Origin of the sequence: Vibrio pacinii DSM 19139 (assembly GCF_000711795.1) — a bacterium.
Lineage (GTDB): Bacteria > Pseudomonadota > Gammaproteobacteria > Enterobacterales > Vibrionaceae > Vibrio > Vibrio pacinii.
Genome location: NZ_JONH01000012.1, coordinates 82,945 through 99,536, shown reverse-complemented (window position 1 = coordinate 99,536; position 16,592 = coordinate 82,945). Strand labels below are relative to the sequence as shown.

At 44.1% G+C, this 16,592-nt stretch carries 14 protein-coding genes and 2 tRNA genes; 11 read left to right on the top strand and 5 right to left on the bottom strand.

All coding sequences use genetic code 11. The annotated features are described in order from the left end of the window. Positions 1 to 48: 48 nt before the first annotated feature. The 8 genes from BS19_RS08625 to BS19_RS08590 all read left to right on the top strand — a co-directional run bounded on the left by BS19_RS08625 (position 49) and on the right by BS19_RS08590 (position 6,751). Positions 49 to 777 carry an acyltransferase gene (locus tag BS19_RS08625; protein WP_038174664.1) on the top strand — a complete coding sequence of 243 codons (729 nt, stop codon included), beginning with the start codon at positions 49 to 51 and terminating at the stop codon, positions 775 to 777. Beyond that, positions 770 to 1,885, top strand: a complete 1,116-nt coding sequence (locus BS19_RS08620) for a glycosyltransferase (protein WP_038174663.1) — start codon at positions 770 to 772, stop codon at positions 1,883 to 1,885. Before BS19_RS08625 ends, BS19_RS08620 begins: the two co-directional genes overlap by 8 nt. Further along, on the top strand, positions 1,882 to 3,321 hold the full coding sequence (locus tag BS19_RS20550) for a GumC family protein (protein ID WP_038174662.1): 1,440 nt from the start codon (positions 1,882 to 1,884) through the stop codon (positions 3,319 to 3,321). Before BS19_RS08620 ends, BS19_RS20550 begins: the two co-directional genes overlap by 4 nt. Before the next feature lie 148 nt (positions 3,322 to 3,469). Next, positions 3,470 to 4,561, top strand: coding sequence for a glycosyltransferase (locus tag BS19_RS08610; RefSeq protein WP_038174660.1), 1,092 nt, complete (start codon positions 3,470 to 3,472; stop codon positions 4,559 to 4,561). After that, entirely contained in the window at positions 4,558 to 5,745 is a 1,188-nt protein-coding gene (locus tag BS19_RS08605; protein WP_038174659.1) for a glycosyltransferase family 2 protein, read from the top strand. The genes BS19_RS08610 and BS19_RS08605 overlap by 4 nt, the downstream gene beginning before the upstream one ends. Before the next feature lie 9 nt (positions 5,746 to 5,754). Continuing rightward, complete coding sequence (locus tag BS19_RS08600; RefSeq protein ID WP_038174658.1) at positions 5,755 to 6,393, top strand: sugar transferase; 639 nt, start codon at positions 5,755 to 5,757, stop codon at positions 6,391 to 6,393. Positions 6,394 to 6,561: 168 nt separating this feature from the next. Further along, a tRNA-Val gene (locus tag BS19_RS08595) sits at positions 6,562 to 6,638 on the top strand. Positions 6,639 to 6,674: 36 nt separating this feature from the next. Then, positions 6,675 to 6,751: transfer RNA gene (locus BS19_RS08590), tRNA-Val, on the top strand. A 104-nt stretch (positions 6,752 to 6,855) separates the two neighbouring features. Here the strand turns inward: BS19_RS08590 and BS19_RS08585 are convergent. Next, entirely contained in the window at positions 6,856 to 8,415 is a 1,560-nt protein-coding gene (locus BS19_RS08585; protein WP_038174657.1) for a 2Fe-2S iron-sulfur cluster-binding protein, read from the bottom strand. 84 nt (positions 8,416 to 8,499) lie between these two features. Beyond that, entirely contained in the window at positions 8,500 to 9,042 is a 543-nt protein-coding gene (locus BS19_RS08580; protein ID WP_038174656.1) for a carboxymuconolactone decarboxylase family protein, read from the bottom strand. Between the two features lie 171 nt (positions 9,043 to 9,213). Between BS19_RS08580 and BS19_RS08575 the strand changes: the two genes are divergently transcribed. After that, positions 9,214 to 10,101: a LysR family transcriptional regulator gene (locus BS19_RS08575; RefSeq protein WP_211252994.1), complete on the top strand. Its 888-nt coding sequence runs from the start codon at positions 9,214 to 9,216 to the stop codon at positions 10,099 to 10,101. A 452-nt stretch (positions 10,102 to 10,553) separates the two neighbouring features. Then, complete coding sequence (locus BS19_RS08570; protein ID WP_038174654.1) at positions 10,554 to 14,066, top strand: ATP-binding protein; 3,513 nt, start codon at positions 10,554 to 10,556, stop codon at positions 14,064 to 14,066. A 70-nt stretch (positions 14,067 to 14,136) separates the two neighbouring features. Here BS19_RS08570 and BS19_RS08565 read toward each other — a convergent pair whose 3' ends face one another. Beyond that, a complete protein-coding gene (locus BS19_RS08565) occupies positions 14,137 to 14,760 on the bottom strand; it encodes a bifunctional 4-hydroxy-2-oxoglutarate aldolase/2-dehydro-3-deoxy-phosphogluconate aldolase (protein ID WP_038174653.1) in 624 nt (207 codons plus the stop codon). Between the two features lie 176 nt (positions 14,761 to 14,936). Here BS19_RS08565 and BS19_RS08560 point away from each other — a divergent pair, with 176 nt between their 5' ends. Then, positions 14,937 to 15,137, top strand: a complete 201-nt coding sequence (locus BS19_RS08560) for a DUF2986 domain-containing protein (protein ID WP_038174652.1) — start codon at positions 14,937 to 14,939, stop codon at positions 15,135 to 15,137. Here BS19_RS08560 and BS19_RS08555 read toward each other — a convergent pair. Further along, positions 15,120 to 15,599, bottom strand: a complete 480-nt coding sequence (locus BS19_RS08555) for a LabA-like NYN domain-containing protein (protein WP_038174809.1) — start codon at positions 15,597 to 15,599, stop codon at positions 15,120 to 15,122. The genes BS19_RS08560 and BS19_RS08555 overlap by 18 nt on opposite strands. 123 nt (positions 15,600 to 15,722) lie before the next feature. Beyond that, the gene (cobA, locus tag BS19_RS08550) at positions 15,723 to 16,487 is read right to left on the bottom strand and encodes a uroporphyrinogen-III C-methyltransferase (protein WP_038174651.1); all 765 of its coding nucleotides are present in this window, start codon (positions 16,485 to 16,487) and stop codon (positions 15,723 to 15,725) included. Positions 16,488 to 16,592: the final 105 nt, after the last annotated feature.

The following is a 16,592-nucleotide window of genomic DNA, read 5'->3' as shown; positions in this document are numbered from 1 at the left end:
CACATAAAGTGAAACAACCTAATATCGTTACGTTATTAGGAAAGCACCATGATTGCACAACACCTCAGCCACTTTAAGGTTTGGCTGCAATGCCACGACAATTCATCATATCGCAAATTGTTTGTCATTTTGAAAACGATCCGAGCTTGCGATTTCCCCACTCCCAGATGGTTTAATCAACTCGTTTACGCCTGCTACAGTGTCGTGATGACAAGTGCGAGCAATTTCGTACGCATCTTCATCTATACCCCAGCCTTTAAAGGCCGCGCCACACAATGTGGCCGCGGACTTTATCTATTCGGCGGGGTTCCCTTTGTTTCTGGGCCGTTAACGATCAAACTTGGTCGCAATTGTCGTGTTTCTGGTCATACAACATTTAGTGCAAGGCCTCAATCAAATCAACCACTATTGATTATTGGCAATAACGTTGACATTGGTTGGCAAAGCACTCTGGCTGTAGGAACCCGAATTGAAATTCAAGATAATGTTCGAATTGCTGGCCGCGCTTTCTTGTTTGGATATTCTGGCCATTCACTTGATGCCCAACGCCGCGCTGCCGGCGATGGCGATTTAGACACCGATGTTGGCCCGATAACTCTTGAGCAAGATGTTTGGCTCGGAACCAATGTAACGGTTTGTCCTAATGTCACCATAGGTCAAGGAACCATCGTCGGAACAGGCAGTGTCGTAACGAAAAGCTTACCCGCATTTGTGTTGGCTGCAGGCAATCCAGCGCGTGTGATTCGCCAACTCGAACAAGGAGCAGACCATGCGTGATCTTATTGTATTTGGGGAAGATTTCGGCGGGCTCCCTTCGAGCACTCAACACCTTATCACTCGTCTTGCCAAGCAAAGGAAAGTACTGTGGGTTAACTCAATCGGCCTAAGACAGCCAAAGTGGAATCGACAAGATATTAAGCGCGCGGTACTCAAACTGCTCGGTCGCGGCAAAGGTGGTTATCGGATTGACTGCGAACTCCCGACAAATATGACTATCGTCAATATCAAAACCATTCCCGCACCGCAGTCTGGGATTGCACGGAAACTCGCACGTATAATGATGTGTCAGCAGCTTTTACCCGTGATTCAACGTCTTGAACTGCATCAACCGATTCTGTGGAGCTCTTTGCCAACCACCGCCGACCTATGTGGACACTTAGGTGAGTCATCGGTTGTCTACTATTGCGGCGATGACTTTTCATCACTGGCTGGCGTTGACCATCAAACGGTGCAGCAACATGAAATAAAGCTGGCCGCTAAGGCTGATTTAATTTTAGCCGCCAGTGCTAAGTTGCTAACCAAATTTCCTCAATCGAAAGCGCATTATCTGCCGCATGGTGTCGACATTGCACTGTTTAGCCGCCCTGCGAAGCGCGCACAAGACCTACCTCATCAAGGGCATAAAATTGCTGGCTTTTACGGCAGTATATCCAATTGGCTCGATTACTCGTTACTTGATACGGTCTGTCGCGAAAATCCGGACTGGCAATTTGTTTTTATCGGGCCAATAGAGCTCAGCCATAACCCTTTACCGTCATTAGCAAATGTTCACTATTTGGGGCCAAAACCACACAGTCAATTGCCGCGTTATAGCCAACATTGGGATGTGAGCTTGCTGCCCTTTATCAATAATGGGCAAATTGCCTCATGCAGCCCATTAAAATTACTCGAATACCTCAGTGCGGGTAGTCGTGTGATCAGTACGTCTTTTCCTGCATTGACGCCCTACCAACAATGCATTTCTGTCGTCGATAACGCGGCGCAATTTTCACAGGCACTAAAGCAAGTTGAGCAACACACTATCAACCCGACAAGCGTGAATATTTCTGATCACAGCTGGGACTATCGTTCAGCGCAACTAACGACGCTATTGGAGTCATTATGAACGACTTGAAACAAAGGTTAATCGTGCTGTTAAACGCAGCTTGGCGTCAACGTTACGTTATTGTTGTGCCGATCCTCATATTGCCGTTTATCGGCTTGATGATCGGAAAAATGGCGCCAACTAACTATGTTTCCCACACATCAATGTTGATCCAAGAAACCGCTAAGATGAACCCTTTTTTAGAGGACATAGCGGTATCAACCATGCTCAAAGAACGCTTGAATGCACTGAGCACCTTATTAAAAAGTCGTCATGTTCTTACTGCCGTCGCGAAAGAGCATAACTTGATCAACGATGACATGTCGCCAGAGGCAAAAGATTACGTCATCAATAAACTGTCCAATAACTTAACGATTGTTCAACCTGGTAAAGACTTTCTTAAAATTTCACTCTCTGCGCCAAAACCAGCTGGTATGAAAGAGATGCTTGAATCGATCAGCGACCATTTTATCGAGCAGCTTTTGGCACCGGAACGTTCGTCGATTCAAGACTCGGCTGCATTTCTGGCGATTCATATTGAGAAACGCCGCGAAGAGCTCGATGTCGCTGAAAACGAGCTTGCAGACTTCAAAAACCGCTTCGCCTCCGTAACTCCAGAAATGCAATCTCAGTCTTTAGGTCGCCTGGCCTCTCTCAAACAAAGTTATGCCGAGAAAAAAGCCGAATTAGCTGGCGTTGAGCGTAGTTTAGGTTCACTGGATCAACAGCTTTCTAAGACCAACCCTGTGGTCGGAAAAATCGAAGACCAAATCATAGAAATTCGAAGTCAATTAACCTTACTTAAGGCGCGTTACACCGACAGTCACAGCTTAATTCAGGGCAAAGATCGTGAACTGCGCCGATTAGAAAACGAGCGTAAATTACTGCTCAATATGGAACAACCTAACATCACCAGTGATCAATTATGGGATATTGCCAGCAGCAACCAGTTAGGTGACATCAGCGAGATGCAACCTCTTCTTGTCACTCAGTTGCAAAGCCTACAGCTAGTACGCAGTCGGTATGAGTCGCTAAGTGAAGAAACCAAAAGCCTCCATTCCATGATTGAAAGCCTTGAACAAGAGGCCAATCAATTTGGCGACAATGCCAAAACCATGCACCGTTTAGTGCGCAATGCAGAGCTCAAGCGTCAGTTATATGATGAATTGATTCAGCGTTATGAAATGGCCCAACTCACAGGTTCACTTGGGGTATTTGAACAAAATAAACGCGTCAAAATTATTGACCTCCCTTATACACCTAGCCGTCCAGCCAACCTACCACTGATCATTTTCATCATTGCCGGAATAGTCGCGGGAATTGGATTAGGTGTCGGAATTGCTACTTTGGTTGAATTATTTGACTCTTCAGTACGTCGTAAAGATGAAATCGAAGTCATCACTGGTGCGCCAGTTATTACCTATATTCCCAATATCGGACCTCGTCTTGTCAATTAAAACTCAATTTGACAATCAGGATAAGAATTTACCAACAAACAATTTAACTGATTGATTTTAAATAACTAAATTACTGGCACATTCCATGCAAAACTCTATATAAATAATAAGTTAGCAATCCAAAGATAACTTTCTATCAGGAGTGTCCATGATCAAATCAACCAAACTTATCGTGCACGTGGTTCAGCACCTTGCCCCAGGCGGGCTAGAGTCTTTGGCACTCGATATGCTTACCTTCTCCTCCACCGAACAACGCTGCTTGATCATTAGCCTTGAAGGAGAAAAATCTCAAGCCATCGAACATTGGCCCAGACTTAGTCAGTATCGTGAGCAGCTGATTTTTCTCGACAAGCCACAAGGTTTCAGCCTGAGCACTATCGTAACATTGCGTCAGTTGTTTAAATCATTAAACCCAAATGTGGTACATACTCATCATATTGGTCCGGTGCTTTATGCGGGAATCGCAGCGAGACTTGCTGGTGTTGCGACTCGAATTCATACCGAGCACGATGCTTGGCATTTAAACCAAAGTAAACATCGCAGGTTACAGTCCCTAGCTCTACGTATTGCCCAACCTCAATGGGTTGCTGATGCCGAACTGGTTCGCGAGCAAATCAACCAACATTTTCACCATCATTCAGTAAGCGTGATCAAAAACGGCATCGACTGTGAAAAATTTAAGCCCGGCGCTAAGCACCTCGCTAGACAATTACTCAATCTGCCCACCGACGTGACCTTAATTGGCTGCGCAGGAAGACTCGAACCAGTCAAAGGCCACGATCTTCTATTAAAAGCCATGGTCAATTTACCAGATCATATTCATCTAGTGATCGCAGGCGATGGTTCACAGCGTCATTCGTTAATCCAGCTAGCCCACCAATTACACATTCAGCACAGAGTCACTTTCACGGGTTTATTATGCGATATGACCCGTTTCTACCAAGCCCTCGACTTATTCTGCTTGCCCTCTCGAAGTGAAGGATTTCCATTGTCGACTCTAGAAGCACAGTCGTGTGACGTTGTCACAGTGGTAACCGATGTGGGTGCCAGTAAAGAGACCATTTGTCCTCAATCCGGCATCTGTGTCAAGCCAGGCTGCCCAGAGTCGTTAGCGGACGGCATCATGGCTTCTCTAAAGCAATCGCCAGTAACATCGCCTCGAAGTTTTGTAATTAAAAACAATGACATACGGACAATGATTAAAGCCTACAACCAGCTAAGCGGGGAGAAACAAGCATGAGTAGTATTATCTTAATCTCCTTATTTGGCGTCTCGAGTGGCCTGATTCTCTATCATCACCTAGTGTATCCATTGTTGCTATCTTGGTATTCAAAACAGCACCCTAACTATGATGTATTCACGTCTCGTCGTGGCTATAAGAGCGCGAAACATGATAGCGACTGCGCTTCGATTACTGTTTTAGTGCCCGCTTATAATGAACAGTTATGGATTGCTGAAAAAATTCGCAACCTCGCTTGCCTCGATTACCCTCGCGACAAATTGAAAGTCATCATTGTTTGCGACGGTTGCAGTGACAGTACCGTCGATATAGCCGAACAGACCATACAAGAAGCGATTTGTAGTGACACGCACTTTGAGATCCGAGCTTTTGCAGATAATCGCGGTAAGGTTACCGTTCTCAATGAACAAATCAGAACCATTGATAGTGATATTGCCGCGCTCAGTGATGTGTCTGCGCTTATATCTATCGATGCACTTTGGCTGGCTAATCAGCATTTCAACAACAGTAATGTTGGCGTCGTCAACGGTCACTATCAGCTATTTTCAGCCGAAGATTCAGGTGAAAATCAGTACTGGCAGTATCAAAGCCAAGTAAAAATGAATGAAGCCAAGCTTGGTTCTACTATTGGCGCACATGGGGCTTTCTATTTATTTCGCACCCATTTGTTTACCGCCCTTGACGCGAATACCATCAATGATGACTTTGTCATTCCGATGCAAATTGTTCGCCGTGGCTATGTGGCCATTCACGAACCACAAATTATGGCGTTAGAGTTAGAAGCGACGACTCAAAGCAATGATTTTCGTCGCCGTTTGCGTATCTCAGCAGGCAACATGCAACAAGCCATTCAGCTATTCGATATGTTTTTGCCTAAATACCGTGGTGTGGCCTTCGCTTTCTTTTCGGGGAAAGGCCTCAGACTCCTCACTCCCTATTTATTACTGCTCTGCTTTGCGTCATCCGCTGCGATGTTAAACAACGCGATTTTAATGCTGGCTTTTTATTGCCAAGTTTTACTCTATACGATGGCGGTTTTAAGTTATCAATTCCCCCATGTTTTCTGTCACAAGGTGTGCAAGTTGGTGCTCTATGTGGTTGCAGGGCACTGGGCCAACCTTATCGGCGGCTTACGCTACCTCTTTGGACTTGAATCAGGAAAATGGTCTCGCGTAGATCAATAAGGAACGATTATGAACAATGTAAAACGCTACTACCCTATCTGGCTTGCAAAACGCTTATTCGATCTTTTTGGTGCGCTATTCGGACTTTTATTGCTGTTACCCGTAATGCCATTTATTGCCATCGCGATTAAGCTCACCTCACCTGGACCTGTATTCTACAAACAGTTACGTGTCGGTAAATCGACCCCAGAGAAAATGGTGTTTTTTGAGATTATCAAATTCAGAACCATGTATCAGGATGCAGAGCAGCGCACTGGAGCGGTTTGGGCGACAGAAAACGATCCTCGTATCACGCCAGTGGGTCGATTTTTACGCAAAACCCGCCTTGATGAAATTCCTCAGCTGTTGAATGTGGTTTTGGGTGATATGTCATTAATTGGTCCTAGACCAGAGCGCCCGAGTTTTTATCATAAGCTAGAAAATGCGATTCCTTATTTCGCCGATCGTACCTACGGTGTTATGCCAGGTATTACCGGATTAGCTCAGGTTAACCAAGGCTATGATACTTGCATTGATGATGTGCGACGCAAAGTGGGTTATGACCACAGCTATGCCCTGTCACTATGTTCAATGAGATCATGGTTGAATATGGACTTGAGCATTATCACTAAAACTATCATCGTGATGTTTGATGGACGAGGCCGATAGTGAATGGGGCTCACTCGATATGTTCGTTATTTAAAGCACATTTTCTAGTCAGTGGCGAATAAATTGTCAACAATTCGCCTAGATATAGAGCAAACGAGTTTAAATCGATAAAAATGCACTTGCACGAATCAATAACTCTCGGTAACATCCATCTCGTTCTTAGGGAATGGGTCCGTAGCTCAGTTGGTTAGAGTACTACCTTGACATGGTAGGGGTCACCAGTTCGAATCTGGTCGGACCCACCACTCCCTAGAGTGCAGTAATGCAAGAACACAAAATTTGGGTCCGTAGCTCAGTTGGTTAGAGTACTACCTTGACATGGTAGGGGTCACCAGTTCGAATCTGGTCGGACCCACCAAATTTAGTTCCTTGTGAACAAAACAATAAAGCCCGCTTTTTAGCGGGCTTTATTGTTTTTGAATCTTCCCATTTTTGCTCGATTTAAATCTCTTCCATATCTCACTAAATTTTAAGCTTGAGAATACCCGTTTTGGCACGTGACACACATGGACACATCCAATGTTGACGCTCTTTCTCGGTCAGGCAGTTGTCTCTATGGTCCACTAGACCCTGCTCAACTTCGACAACGCAACTGCGACATTCACCACTATGGCAACTACTTGGGATAGACACGCCCTCCTCTATAATTGCATTTAACAAAGTCTGGTTGTTAGCGACATTGACTGTCAGATTCGATTGAATTAATCGCGCAGAAAAAGCTTGCCAGTTGTTCGCAGTTTGCGCTGAAAAACGTTCATATCGAATTCGGTTCGTATTTATGCCTAGCTTAGTTGCCGTTACTAACATTTCATCGATCAACGCTTCAGGCCCACACACGTAAAATACGCTCTGTTCTGGTGCTTGCGTTAGCACTTTTTGACAGTTAAGACGTTGTAAGCCCTCAGTATAGTAACATTGAATTTTATCACCAAACTCCCTTGATAACCGATCATGAAATGGCATTTGCTCTTGTCGTTTACCAGTATAATGAAGTTCGAAATTCCGCCCCTGCTCAGCCAGTTTCTGGGCCATTGGTTTGATTGGTGTAATACCGATCCCTGCAGCAACCAATACACTTGGCCGATAGTCGTTGTGCATCTCAAAATAGTTTTCAGGATGCTCGCAGTTAAGCCGTAAGCCAAGTGTGAACTGTTCATAAATCGCTTTCGACCCTCCGGTCCCATCACTTTTACACTGCACTGCGATTTCATAAATATCTCGCCGACTGGGATTAGAACAAATCGAGTATCGACGAGTAGTTAAGTCCCCAGTTTTAATAGTAATGGGAACAGAAAGATGGGCACCAGCGGATACTTCAGGCAGATGAAGATTATCACGGTGGCGAAATTCAAACGCACGTACATTGGGAGTCAGCTGTCGTATTCCTGTCACAACCAAGGGCAATTTTCCATCACCTAAGCTTTCTGTCTGTTTTTTGTCTGTATTTAACGTCTTACTTTCTGCTTGCAAAGAGGTCTGAAAATGTGAAATTTCCAACTCTGTAAACCTAGGCGTTATATATTTGGGACAATTCCAATCAAATGCTTCAACACTAATAATGAAGGCGCGTTCAATTGGTGCTGGGTAATCCGCCACTTCTAAATGCGCTAAAGTATCCCAATCGTCGTCAGCAACTTGCTCAATCCGACCACTCAATTTGAGTCGACGTTGATTGGGGTAGTCCATAAAAAAGAGAGACACCCTATTATTGCCTCGAAAATTTCCTGCACTCACGTACTGTCGATTACCACTAAAATCCGCAAAGCCAAGCTTATTATTGTCCAATACCTTGATAAAACCTTTAGGGCCACCGCGATGCTGGACATATGGCCACCCCGAACTATTTACACTTGCCATATATACGCTATCACGTTGTTCAATAAATGATGCTTCAACTTCCGAAAGAATAAAATTGTAATCTTCGCCGTGCTCCATAGATTTATAGCTAGTTCGGCTGCCCATTTCTTGTTGAAAGTGTTTAACGTCATCGGTAAACATCAACTCTGCGTACTTATGCGGCATGAGCGCCTCCTTATAAATTTTATCGCATCCGAGTTCCTAGCATCTGGGTGACTAAGAACTCGAACTAAAGCTCAACACAGCAGACTATTTTGTGTGTAAGTCAACCTTCGGGAAATCGATTTCAACTCGGCTAGCTTTACCTAAAATGTTTGTTAAAATATTCATACCGACATGCGTAATTACTTCGACAATCTCGGCGTCGCTATATCCTGCATTACGTACTTGTAACAACTCTGCAGTTGATACCTCGCCATTTTTCTCTGCTAATGATTGGGCAAATTTGACGGCAACAGCCGCTTTACTGTCTTGACTGCCCCCTTTTCTGTTTTCTTCCATCTCGCTATCCGATAATCCTACTTTTCGGCCAATAGCTGTATGAGCAGATACACAGTATTGACACGCATTTTTCTGGGCTAAGCCAAGCGCAATTCTTTCTCGGGTTTGTTCATCTAAAAAGCCCGCGCCTGCGATGGAGTGTAAACCTAGAAAAGCTTTGAGTGCTGCTGGGGAATTGGCAAAAACTTTTAGAAAATTAGGAATAATGCCTAACTGAGATTGAATCGCCGAATAAAGTTCTTGTTGTTCACTGTCGGCATGTTGTTCTAAAACGATATTGATGCGGCTCATACTATTTCCTTTTTAATCAATGGTTATACATCTAAATCACCCAAAAGGTGTAAGTGCTCGATAAGAGGTTCTCCTCACTCGACGAAAACAGTGTGTCAAAAAGTGATTGAGTAAAGAATACCCATCAAGCACAATTGATTATTCCACTTAGCGGAATAATTAATTGATTGTATGGATCAACTACATCTTATGCGCGTTTATGTCGCCGTCGCAGAAAAACAAGGTTTTGCCGCCGCAGCTCGGCATTTAAATATGTCACCACCTGCTGTCACTAGAGCGGTTTTATCGTTAGAACAACAACTTGGTGTGAGACTGTTGATTCGAACCACACGCCATGTACGAGCAACAGATGTTGGTTTGCGATATTTAGAAGATACACGTCAAATTTTGCACGATATCGAACTTGCCAATCAAACGGCTATTGGTATTAACTCTGAGCCTAAAGGTGAACTGAGCATAACCGCCCCTGTGATGTTTGGGCAAAAACACGTTATGCCAGTGGTAGTCGAGTATTTACGTCGCTACCCTATGGTCAATGTTAACGCGGTATTTTTGGACAGAACTGTCAATCTTTTAGAAGAGGGGTTTGACTTGGGCATTCGAATTGGAACCTTAGCAGACTCAAGCATGAGAGCAAAAAAAATTGGCGAAGTTAAACTGATGCTTGTCGCATCACCGAGCTATTTAAACGTTCATGGTATACCTACATCGCCCGCAGACTTAAAACAACACACACTGATTAGCTCTTCGTCAAATAACTTTCCTCGCGACTGGCAATTTACCCACAATGGTCAAAAGACGAGGCTTCATATTCAGCCTCGTCTTACAGTAACAACCAATCAATCAGCAATAGATGCCGCTAAGGCCGGATTAGGAATAACTCGAGCAATTTCCTATCAAGTCGTTGAAGAATGTGAAAATAACCATCTTGTTAACATACTTGAGTCATTCCAACCATTAGCTTTACCGATACACATCATCCATCGAGAGAGCCATTTTTCATCTGCAAAAGTTAGAACTTTCATAGATTTGATGACTCAAATGTATCGCGTTAATTAATACGCCTTAAGTGCACGGTACACGTCGTGTTCAGTTTTCGATCATTGCGGTGTGTTGATGGCATGCCGGTATAAACGGTTTCTCCCGGCCTAGGCAGTGCAACCGCAAGCCACCAAACTATTTAATCTCATTTAACGCCAGCTCAAGCTGCAATTAGCCCAACAAAAATCACTTCAAGTATTGAAAGCGCTCGTAGCCTGTTTCCAAGCTTAATGTCGTATATACCCCTAACTTGACTTCAAGTCTCTGTGCTAAATCCCCCCTCGCTCACACGATATCGTTAACAATGTTTAATCAATATCAATGCATTAGAACGTTGAACCTTTAAGACTGTGCTAATATTTTTATTCAAGGTTAAGAGTTGCATATGCTTTCTACACCACACCAAAGGTAAAGTCGTGTTTGATCATGTGTAGCGGTTAGTAGGGCTGACAACTATTACAGGAACCCTTATGAGAATAAAAAAAATCTGGTGGTGGTCTATTCCCTTGCTCATTGTGCTTGTCGTCTATGCGCTGAACACCTACAGACACAATTCTATCCGTACTGTTTATGATCACACCGCTTTCACCTTACAATCTCAAACTAGAGAGAAAGTCGCGGTGATACAACAAAGTATCTCGCGCAACATTGATCAAATACGCTTTCTTCATTCGACGCCGCCAATTTCAGGAATAACACGGGCGCAATCGAACGGTGGAATTGATAACCTTGATAAAACCACGTTAGATCAATGGCAACATCGACTCTCTACCATCTTCAAAGCACTCATCGAAAATGACGCTTCTATCGGGCAATTGAGAGTGATATCCGTCGAAGATGCAGGTCAAGAGTTTTTGCGCGTTGACAGAGAAGGCGGCAGAGTCACGATTCAACCGACCACTCGGTTACAAAATAAGAGCGAAGAGAACTATTACGAAGCCGCTTCGACTCTCCAGCCCAATCAAGTCTACGTCGGCCCGATTAACTTAAATAAAGAGTACGGCAATATTGCCTACCCTTTGCAGCCGACCTATCGCCTGGCGATTCCGATTTTTTATGCTTCGGGAGCGCGTTTCGGTTTTATCATTATGAATATTGATGCGTCACCATTACTCAGCGCTCTCAATGCTGATAATTCGGTTCTGGATGCATTTTGGGTGGTGGACAACGACGGTTACATCGTTTTTTCCCCGGTTGATGGTTTTTCGTTTACACGCCAACTTGCGCCGGAAATCACACTTGACAGTGTCTTCTCTTTAAGTAGCAGTGCTCACAGTGACATCGTAGAGATGGTGAGCAAAGATAGCGCTCAGACACACTGGTTTGGATACAGAAGTACGCTTTTAACAGGGACGAACACCCAGCAAAAACTGTTTGTTTATGGCTTGATAGACAAATCAAAAGTACTGGATCAGGTCAACCGCAGATTCAACGAAATTTTATTGTTAACACTTGGGGCGATGTCGATTGTGTTCATCGTTCTCTCGATGTTCTATCGCTCCTATGCCGCCAGCTTGAAACTTAATAAAGCCAACTTGATATTTCAAGCTATCGTTGAAGGCTCAACAGATGCGGTCATTTGTATCTCCCCCTCTGGATTGGTAAAAACGTGGAACAGTACCGCAGCTCATTTATTTAACGTCCAAGCTAATTTGGCGTTAAATCGAAACATTGAGACCTTAGTGTCATTGAATTCTCTCGATTTGATGGATCAGATTGAACGGTGCAAAAGCAGTAAATCGACAATGAAGTTTCAAGATATTGTTTTTTTCAGCAACAATCGGCATCTGTACCTCGATATCATCATCTCACCAGTAATGAACAATCACATCGATGAGATTGATTCGTACGTAATTTCCGCAAGAGACGTGACCGAGATGGTTGAAGCTCAGGAAAAACTTAAACAATACAATACCGAGCTGGAAAACGAGGTCGATAAGCGAACGCTAGAACTTCAACAGCATAGTAAAGCATTGGAAGAAGCCCGTAACAAAGCGTTAGAAGCGAGCCAAGCGAAAAGCAATTTTATCTCAACAATCAGCCACGAAATGCGCACCCCGTTAAATGGTATGGTGGGAACACTCAGCTTGATCCGTAATGATTCGTTGAATACGGCGCAAAAAAAATACCTCACCATGGCAGAGAATTCTGTCAATACCTTATCCATATTAATCAACGATATTTTAGATTTATCGAAAATAGAATCGGGCAAATTAGAGGTGCATAACCAACGATTTTCTCCCCGTGATGTTATTGAAAGTATGGTTCAGTCAACGTCAGTTAAAGCGTTTAAAAAGGGACTTGAAGTGGTGCTAGACACCACCGAAATACGCCATAAATCGATAACTTGTGATCCGAACCGACTTAAGCAAATCCTCAATAATTTAATGAATAACGCCATTAAGTTTACGCAGAGCGGCACGATTAAAATCATCGCATCAACGGAACGTTTGGATGATATGGTACGCCTCAAAATCGAAGTCGCCGACACTGGAATTGGCATTGCAAAAGAGAACCAGCATCGTTTGTTCCAACCCTTTTCTCAAGAGGGGGCCGACACCGCCACTAAATATGGGGGAACCGGTTTAGGACTGTCTATCTGCCGCCAATTGTGTGAGCTTATGAATGGATATATCGATTTTGAGTCTAAGCAAGGCGTTGGCAGTCAATTTAATTTTTATCTAGACATCAATGCCTCAGAATGTGAAGCCATGCCTTCTGAGTGTATATTAGATGGTGTAACGGTGGGAATCTCACTGGCCAACGCAGATTTAACTCAAGCGGTGGCCAAAGCGGTTGAGAATTTCGGCGGCAAATCTAAAGCCGTAGATGAACCACTGGATATCTGGCTCAGCGATCTCGATACCGTGGTCACAGAGAAAGACTCACCTCTGTTTAAGACTATTATCGAAGCAATCGAGAGCCACCGAGTCACCCACCCAGAGTTACCCAACGTTATTGAACTCAGTTCGAGTAGCGTTCTACCTCCTCATAGAGTCTCTGATCAATTGAGTACTATTTTGGTCGCCAAGCCCTTAATCAGTCATGATTTAATTACCGCATTAATCGGCGAACTCGATACATCAAACGACACTTCACATGATGACACGCAAAATGACTTCAATCCCACTTCTGTCGACTTATCAGGCGTCCATGTACTTGTTGTAGACGATAATGAGATTAATCAAGAGGTAGCAAAAGGTTTTCTGGCTCCATTAGGAGCGAACGTCAAAACAGCTGATAATGGCAGACAAGCGCTCGATTTAATCGAGCAAGCAATACTTAATAACACCCTATTCGACTGTATCCTCATGGACTGCCAGATGCCTGTGATGGACGGCTACGAATGTTCGAAGACATTACGCTTTAGCTCGCAATATTATGACGTGGTAAATACACCTATTATCGCGATGACGGCGAATGCCTTTTCTGGCGAAAAAGAGAAGTGTTTTGCTCATGGTATGAACGATTACATCACCAAACCTGTAATCGCTAAGCTTTTGATAGACAAAATTGCTCGTTGGACTCGAAAACACCCTAGCAGTAATACTACGCAGGGCTTAAACCACATGCCTGTCCACCCAGCGCCTTCACGTTTTTCAGGATGGAATAAAGAGGCGGCACTCAAGCGAATGGAAGGCGATGACGAATTGTTAGAACACATCGTGTCGATATTCCAACAATCTTCGGTTGAATACATAGAAACATTAGAGGCAGTGATTAATCATCAGGATATTGACCAAATTGCGCATTGGGCCCATAAACTAAAAGGACTATGCAGCCAAATTGGTGCTGATGAGTTAAGTGAGTTGATGGCTGAGCTTGAGCAAGAAGTCCGATACAACGAAGCGGTCAATTTTAAAACGATAAATGAGATTTTACAGCGCAGCCTAAGTGAGTTTGCTAATTTAAAAACCGCGCTTAACGACGAGTACAGTCTTGAGGCTACCGACGATATCACGGTGTCAAAAGATACCGTTTAGCCTCAAAATCGGTGACCAGTTCTCAGTTAAGATGTGGTTTTGCGCGAAGTGAAAACAACAACACGTTTCATCAACTAATGATACCAGCAACCTTACGTACCAACTGTCCCAGTTCATCCCATTGCTGATTGTCAATCAAATCACCAGGAACCATCCAGGTACCACCACACGCTAAGACTGAGGGAACAGACAGGTAATCTTTGACATTGCTTGGGCTCACACCACCTGTGGGCATGAAGCTCACTGGGTAAACCGCTGACAGTGCTTTTAGCATTGCAACGCCACCTGATGGCTCTGCTGGGAAGAATTTTAGCGTACGCAGACCCATCTCCATCGCTTGCTCAACGAGACTCGGGTTGTTTACACCTGGAACAATGGTCACATTACGTTGCTGACAATACTTCACTGTCGTTGGATTGAAACCAGGGCTAACAATAAAGTCTACGCCAGCCTCAATCGCTTCATCAACTTGCGCACTGGTTAACACTGTCCCTGCTCCAATCAACATATCGGGAAAAGCTTCACGCATGTTTTTGATCGCAAGCGCGGCGTCTTCGGTTCGGAAAGTGACTTCTGCACATGGAAGGCCATTTTCAATCAGCACTTGTGCAAGCTTCACCGCTTTACCTGCATCTTTAATAGCAATCACAGGAACTACTTTAATTTCTGCCAGTTGTTTATTGAGATCTTTCATCGCTTTTTCCTTAAATGATAGGTGCAGCTACAAGTACTACTCAGGCTGTTGTCGTATTGTCGTATCGATAACCGAGTTAACTTTTTACATCGTAGCTACAACCATTGAAGAGAATCAGGTGTTTGGTTGATTTTTTTTCTGATACTATTCGCGTTCGATTCGTTTTGGACTAAATCATGAACCGTAAGAAAAAGATCAATAGCATCTTAAAATCTAAACTCAAAAAGCAAAACGCCAAACTGCATAAGAGCAATAAACCGCGCTACATTTCAAAAGCAGAACGCGAAAAAAACGAAGCAGAACAAGCTATTGAGCAGAGTGACGTTGACACCGCTGCCAATCAAGATGAGCAACAGACACTACCTTCTGAGCAATAACTCTTCTTCGATCGGTACAAATCGGTCACACACATCAATCAGGGTTTGAGCCGTCAATCCCGGTACAGAATAAACATCAACTTTGACGCCAAAACGCTGCTGGACTCTTTCTACCAGCAGCTCAAAGTCACCGTCGCCTGAAAGCAAAATGATTCGATCTACCGTGGCTGCTGACTCAAAAACATCAAGCGCGATGCCGACATCCCAATCCCCTTTAGCACTGCCATCTTGTCTTTGGATATAGGGCTTAAGTTTGACGTTAAACCCGATACCTCGAAGAATATGATGAAACTGACGTTGTTTAGGATCTTGTGAGGCAATCGCATAGGCGTTTGCTTCCACCACTTCGACATCTGTCGTTGCCACATACCAAAACTGGTTGTAGTCAAAGTTAGCTCGATACTTGTCTCGAGTGGTGTAGTAGATGTTTTGCACATCGACAAAAATTGCGACTTTTTCCATCGTAAGCCCATAGGTGAGTGACATAACGAGCTATTCTAACAACGATTGAACCGCTTGGCAGTTAATTACTGTATTGCGATGAAAAATTACGAGCTGTCTGCTGATCACCACGTCCGTGTGGTCTCATCTAGATTCATTAAACCACTTTAATTTATTATGCAGCGACGTCACGCTACCAACCACGATTAACGCGGGGCTAAGCGCCTGTTTCGCCATCGTCGCGAGGTCTTTTAGTTCGCCAGTAAATACGCGTTGCTCGCGACGCGTTCCGTTTTCGATAATCGCGCAAGAGATTGACGAGTCTAACCCAGTGTCGATTAACTTTTGACTGATATGGCCACTTTGCTTCAACCCCATATAAAATACTAAGGTGTTATTTGACTGCGCCAAGGATGCCCACTCAATTTCACGGCCATCTTTTTGTACATGGCCAGTAATAAATTGAACACTTTGCGCATGATCACGGTGAGTTAATGGTATACCAGCATAAGCCGTTGCTCCGGCTGCTGCGGTAATTCCCGGCACGACTTCGAAGCTGATTCCGTAATCGACAAGCTCTTCAAGTTCTTCACCACCTCGGCCAAAAATAAAGGAGTCTCCTCCTTTGAGGCGCACGACCCTTTTACCTTGTTGGGCTTTTTCAACCAGAATTAGATTAATTTGCTCTTGAGGCACGCAGTGAAAGTCGAGCTTTTTACCGACATAAATCATCTCGGCTTTGCTATCAGCGAGCGCCAAAATCTCGGCCGAGACCAAGCGGTCATACACCACTACGTCAGCTTGTTGAATGACCCGATACCCTTTTACCGTCAACAAGTCAGGATCGCCCGGTCCAGCGCCCACAAGGGAAACAAAACCGTTGTTCAAAGAGTCGTGATAAGTAGTCATATCAATGCCTATCGAAAATTTAGATATAAAGAGTAACGCTCAACAAGCCAGCAAAGAGTATTACTTTTTATCGCTAAACCAATCAAAGATGAGGAGGAAGAAAAG

Coding starts and splice junctions, on each gene's coding strand:
- BS19_RS08625 (WP_038174664.1), top strand. CDS start 49: ATGATTGCACAACACCTCAGCCACTTTAAGGTTTGGCTGCAATGCCAC.
- BS19_RS08620 (WP_038174663.1), top strand. CDS start 770: ATGCGTGATCTTATTGTATTTGGGGAAGATTTCGGCGGGCTCCCTTCG.
- BS19_RS20550 (WP_038174662.1), top strand. CDS start 1,882: ATGAACGACTTGAAACAAAGGTTAATCGTGCTGTTAAACGCAGCTTGG.
- BS19_RS08610 (WP_038174660.1), top strand. CDS start 3,470: ATGATCAAATCAACCAAACTTATCGTGCACGTGGTTCAGCACCTTGCC.
- BS19_RS08605 (WP_038174659.1), top strand. CDS start 4,558: ATGAGTAGTATTATCTTAATCTCCTTATTTGGCGTCTCGAGTGGCCTG.
- BS19_RS08600 (WP_038174658.1), top strand. CDS start 5,755: ATGAACAATGTAAAACGCTACTACCCTATCTGGCTTGCAAAACGCTTA.
- BS19_RS08585 (WP_038174657.1), bottom strand. CDS start 8,415: ATGCCGCATAAGTACGCAGAGTTGATGTTTACCGATGACGTTAAACAC.
- BS19_RS08580 (WP_038174656.1), bottom strand. CDS start 9,042: ATGAGCCGCATCAATATCGTTTTAGAACAACATGCCGACAGTGAACAA.
- BS19_RS08575 (WP_211252994.1), top strand. CDS start 9,214: ATGGATCAACTACATCTTATGCGCGTTTATGTCGCCGTCGCAGAAAAA.
- BS19_RS08570 (WP_038174654.1), top strand. CDS start 10,554: ATGAGAATAAAAAAAATCTGGTGGTGGTCTATTCCCTTGCTCATTGTG.
- BS19_RS08565 (WP_038174653.1), bottom strand. CDS start 14,760: ATGAAAGATCTCAATAAACAACTGGCAGAAATTAAAGTAGTTCCTGTG.
- BS19_RS08560 (WP_038174652.1), top strand. CDS start 14,937: ATGAACCGTAAGAAAAAGATCAATAGCATCTTAAAATCTAAACTCAAA.
- BS19_RS08555 (WP_038174809.1), bottom strand. CDS start 15,599: ATGGAAAAAGTCGCAATTTTTGTCGATGTGCAAAACATCTACTACACC.
- cobA (WP_038174651.1), bottom strand. CDS start 16,487: ATGACTACTTATCACGACTCTTTGAACAACGGTTTTGTTTCCCTTGTG.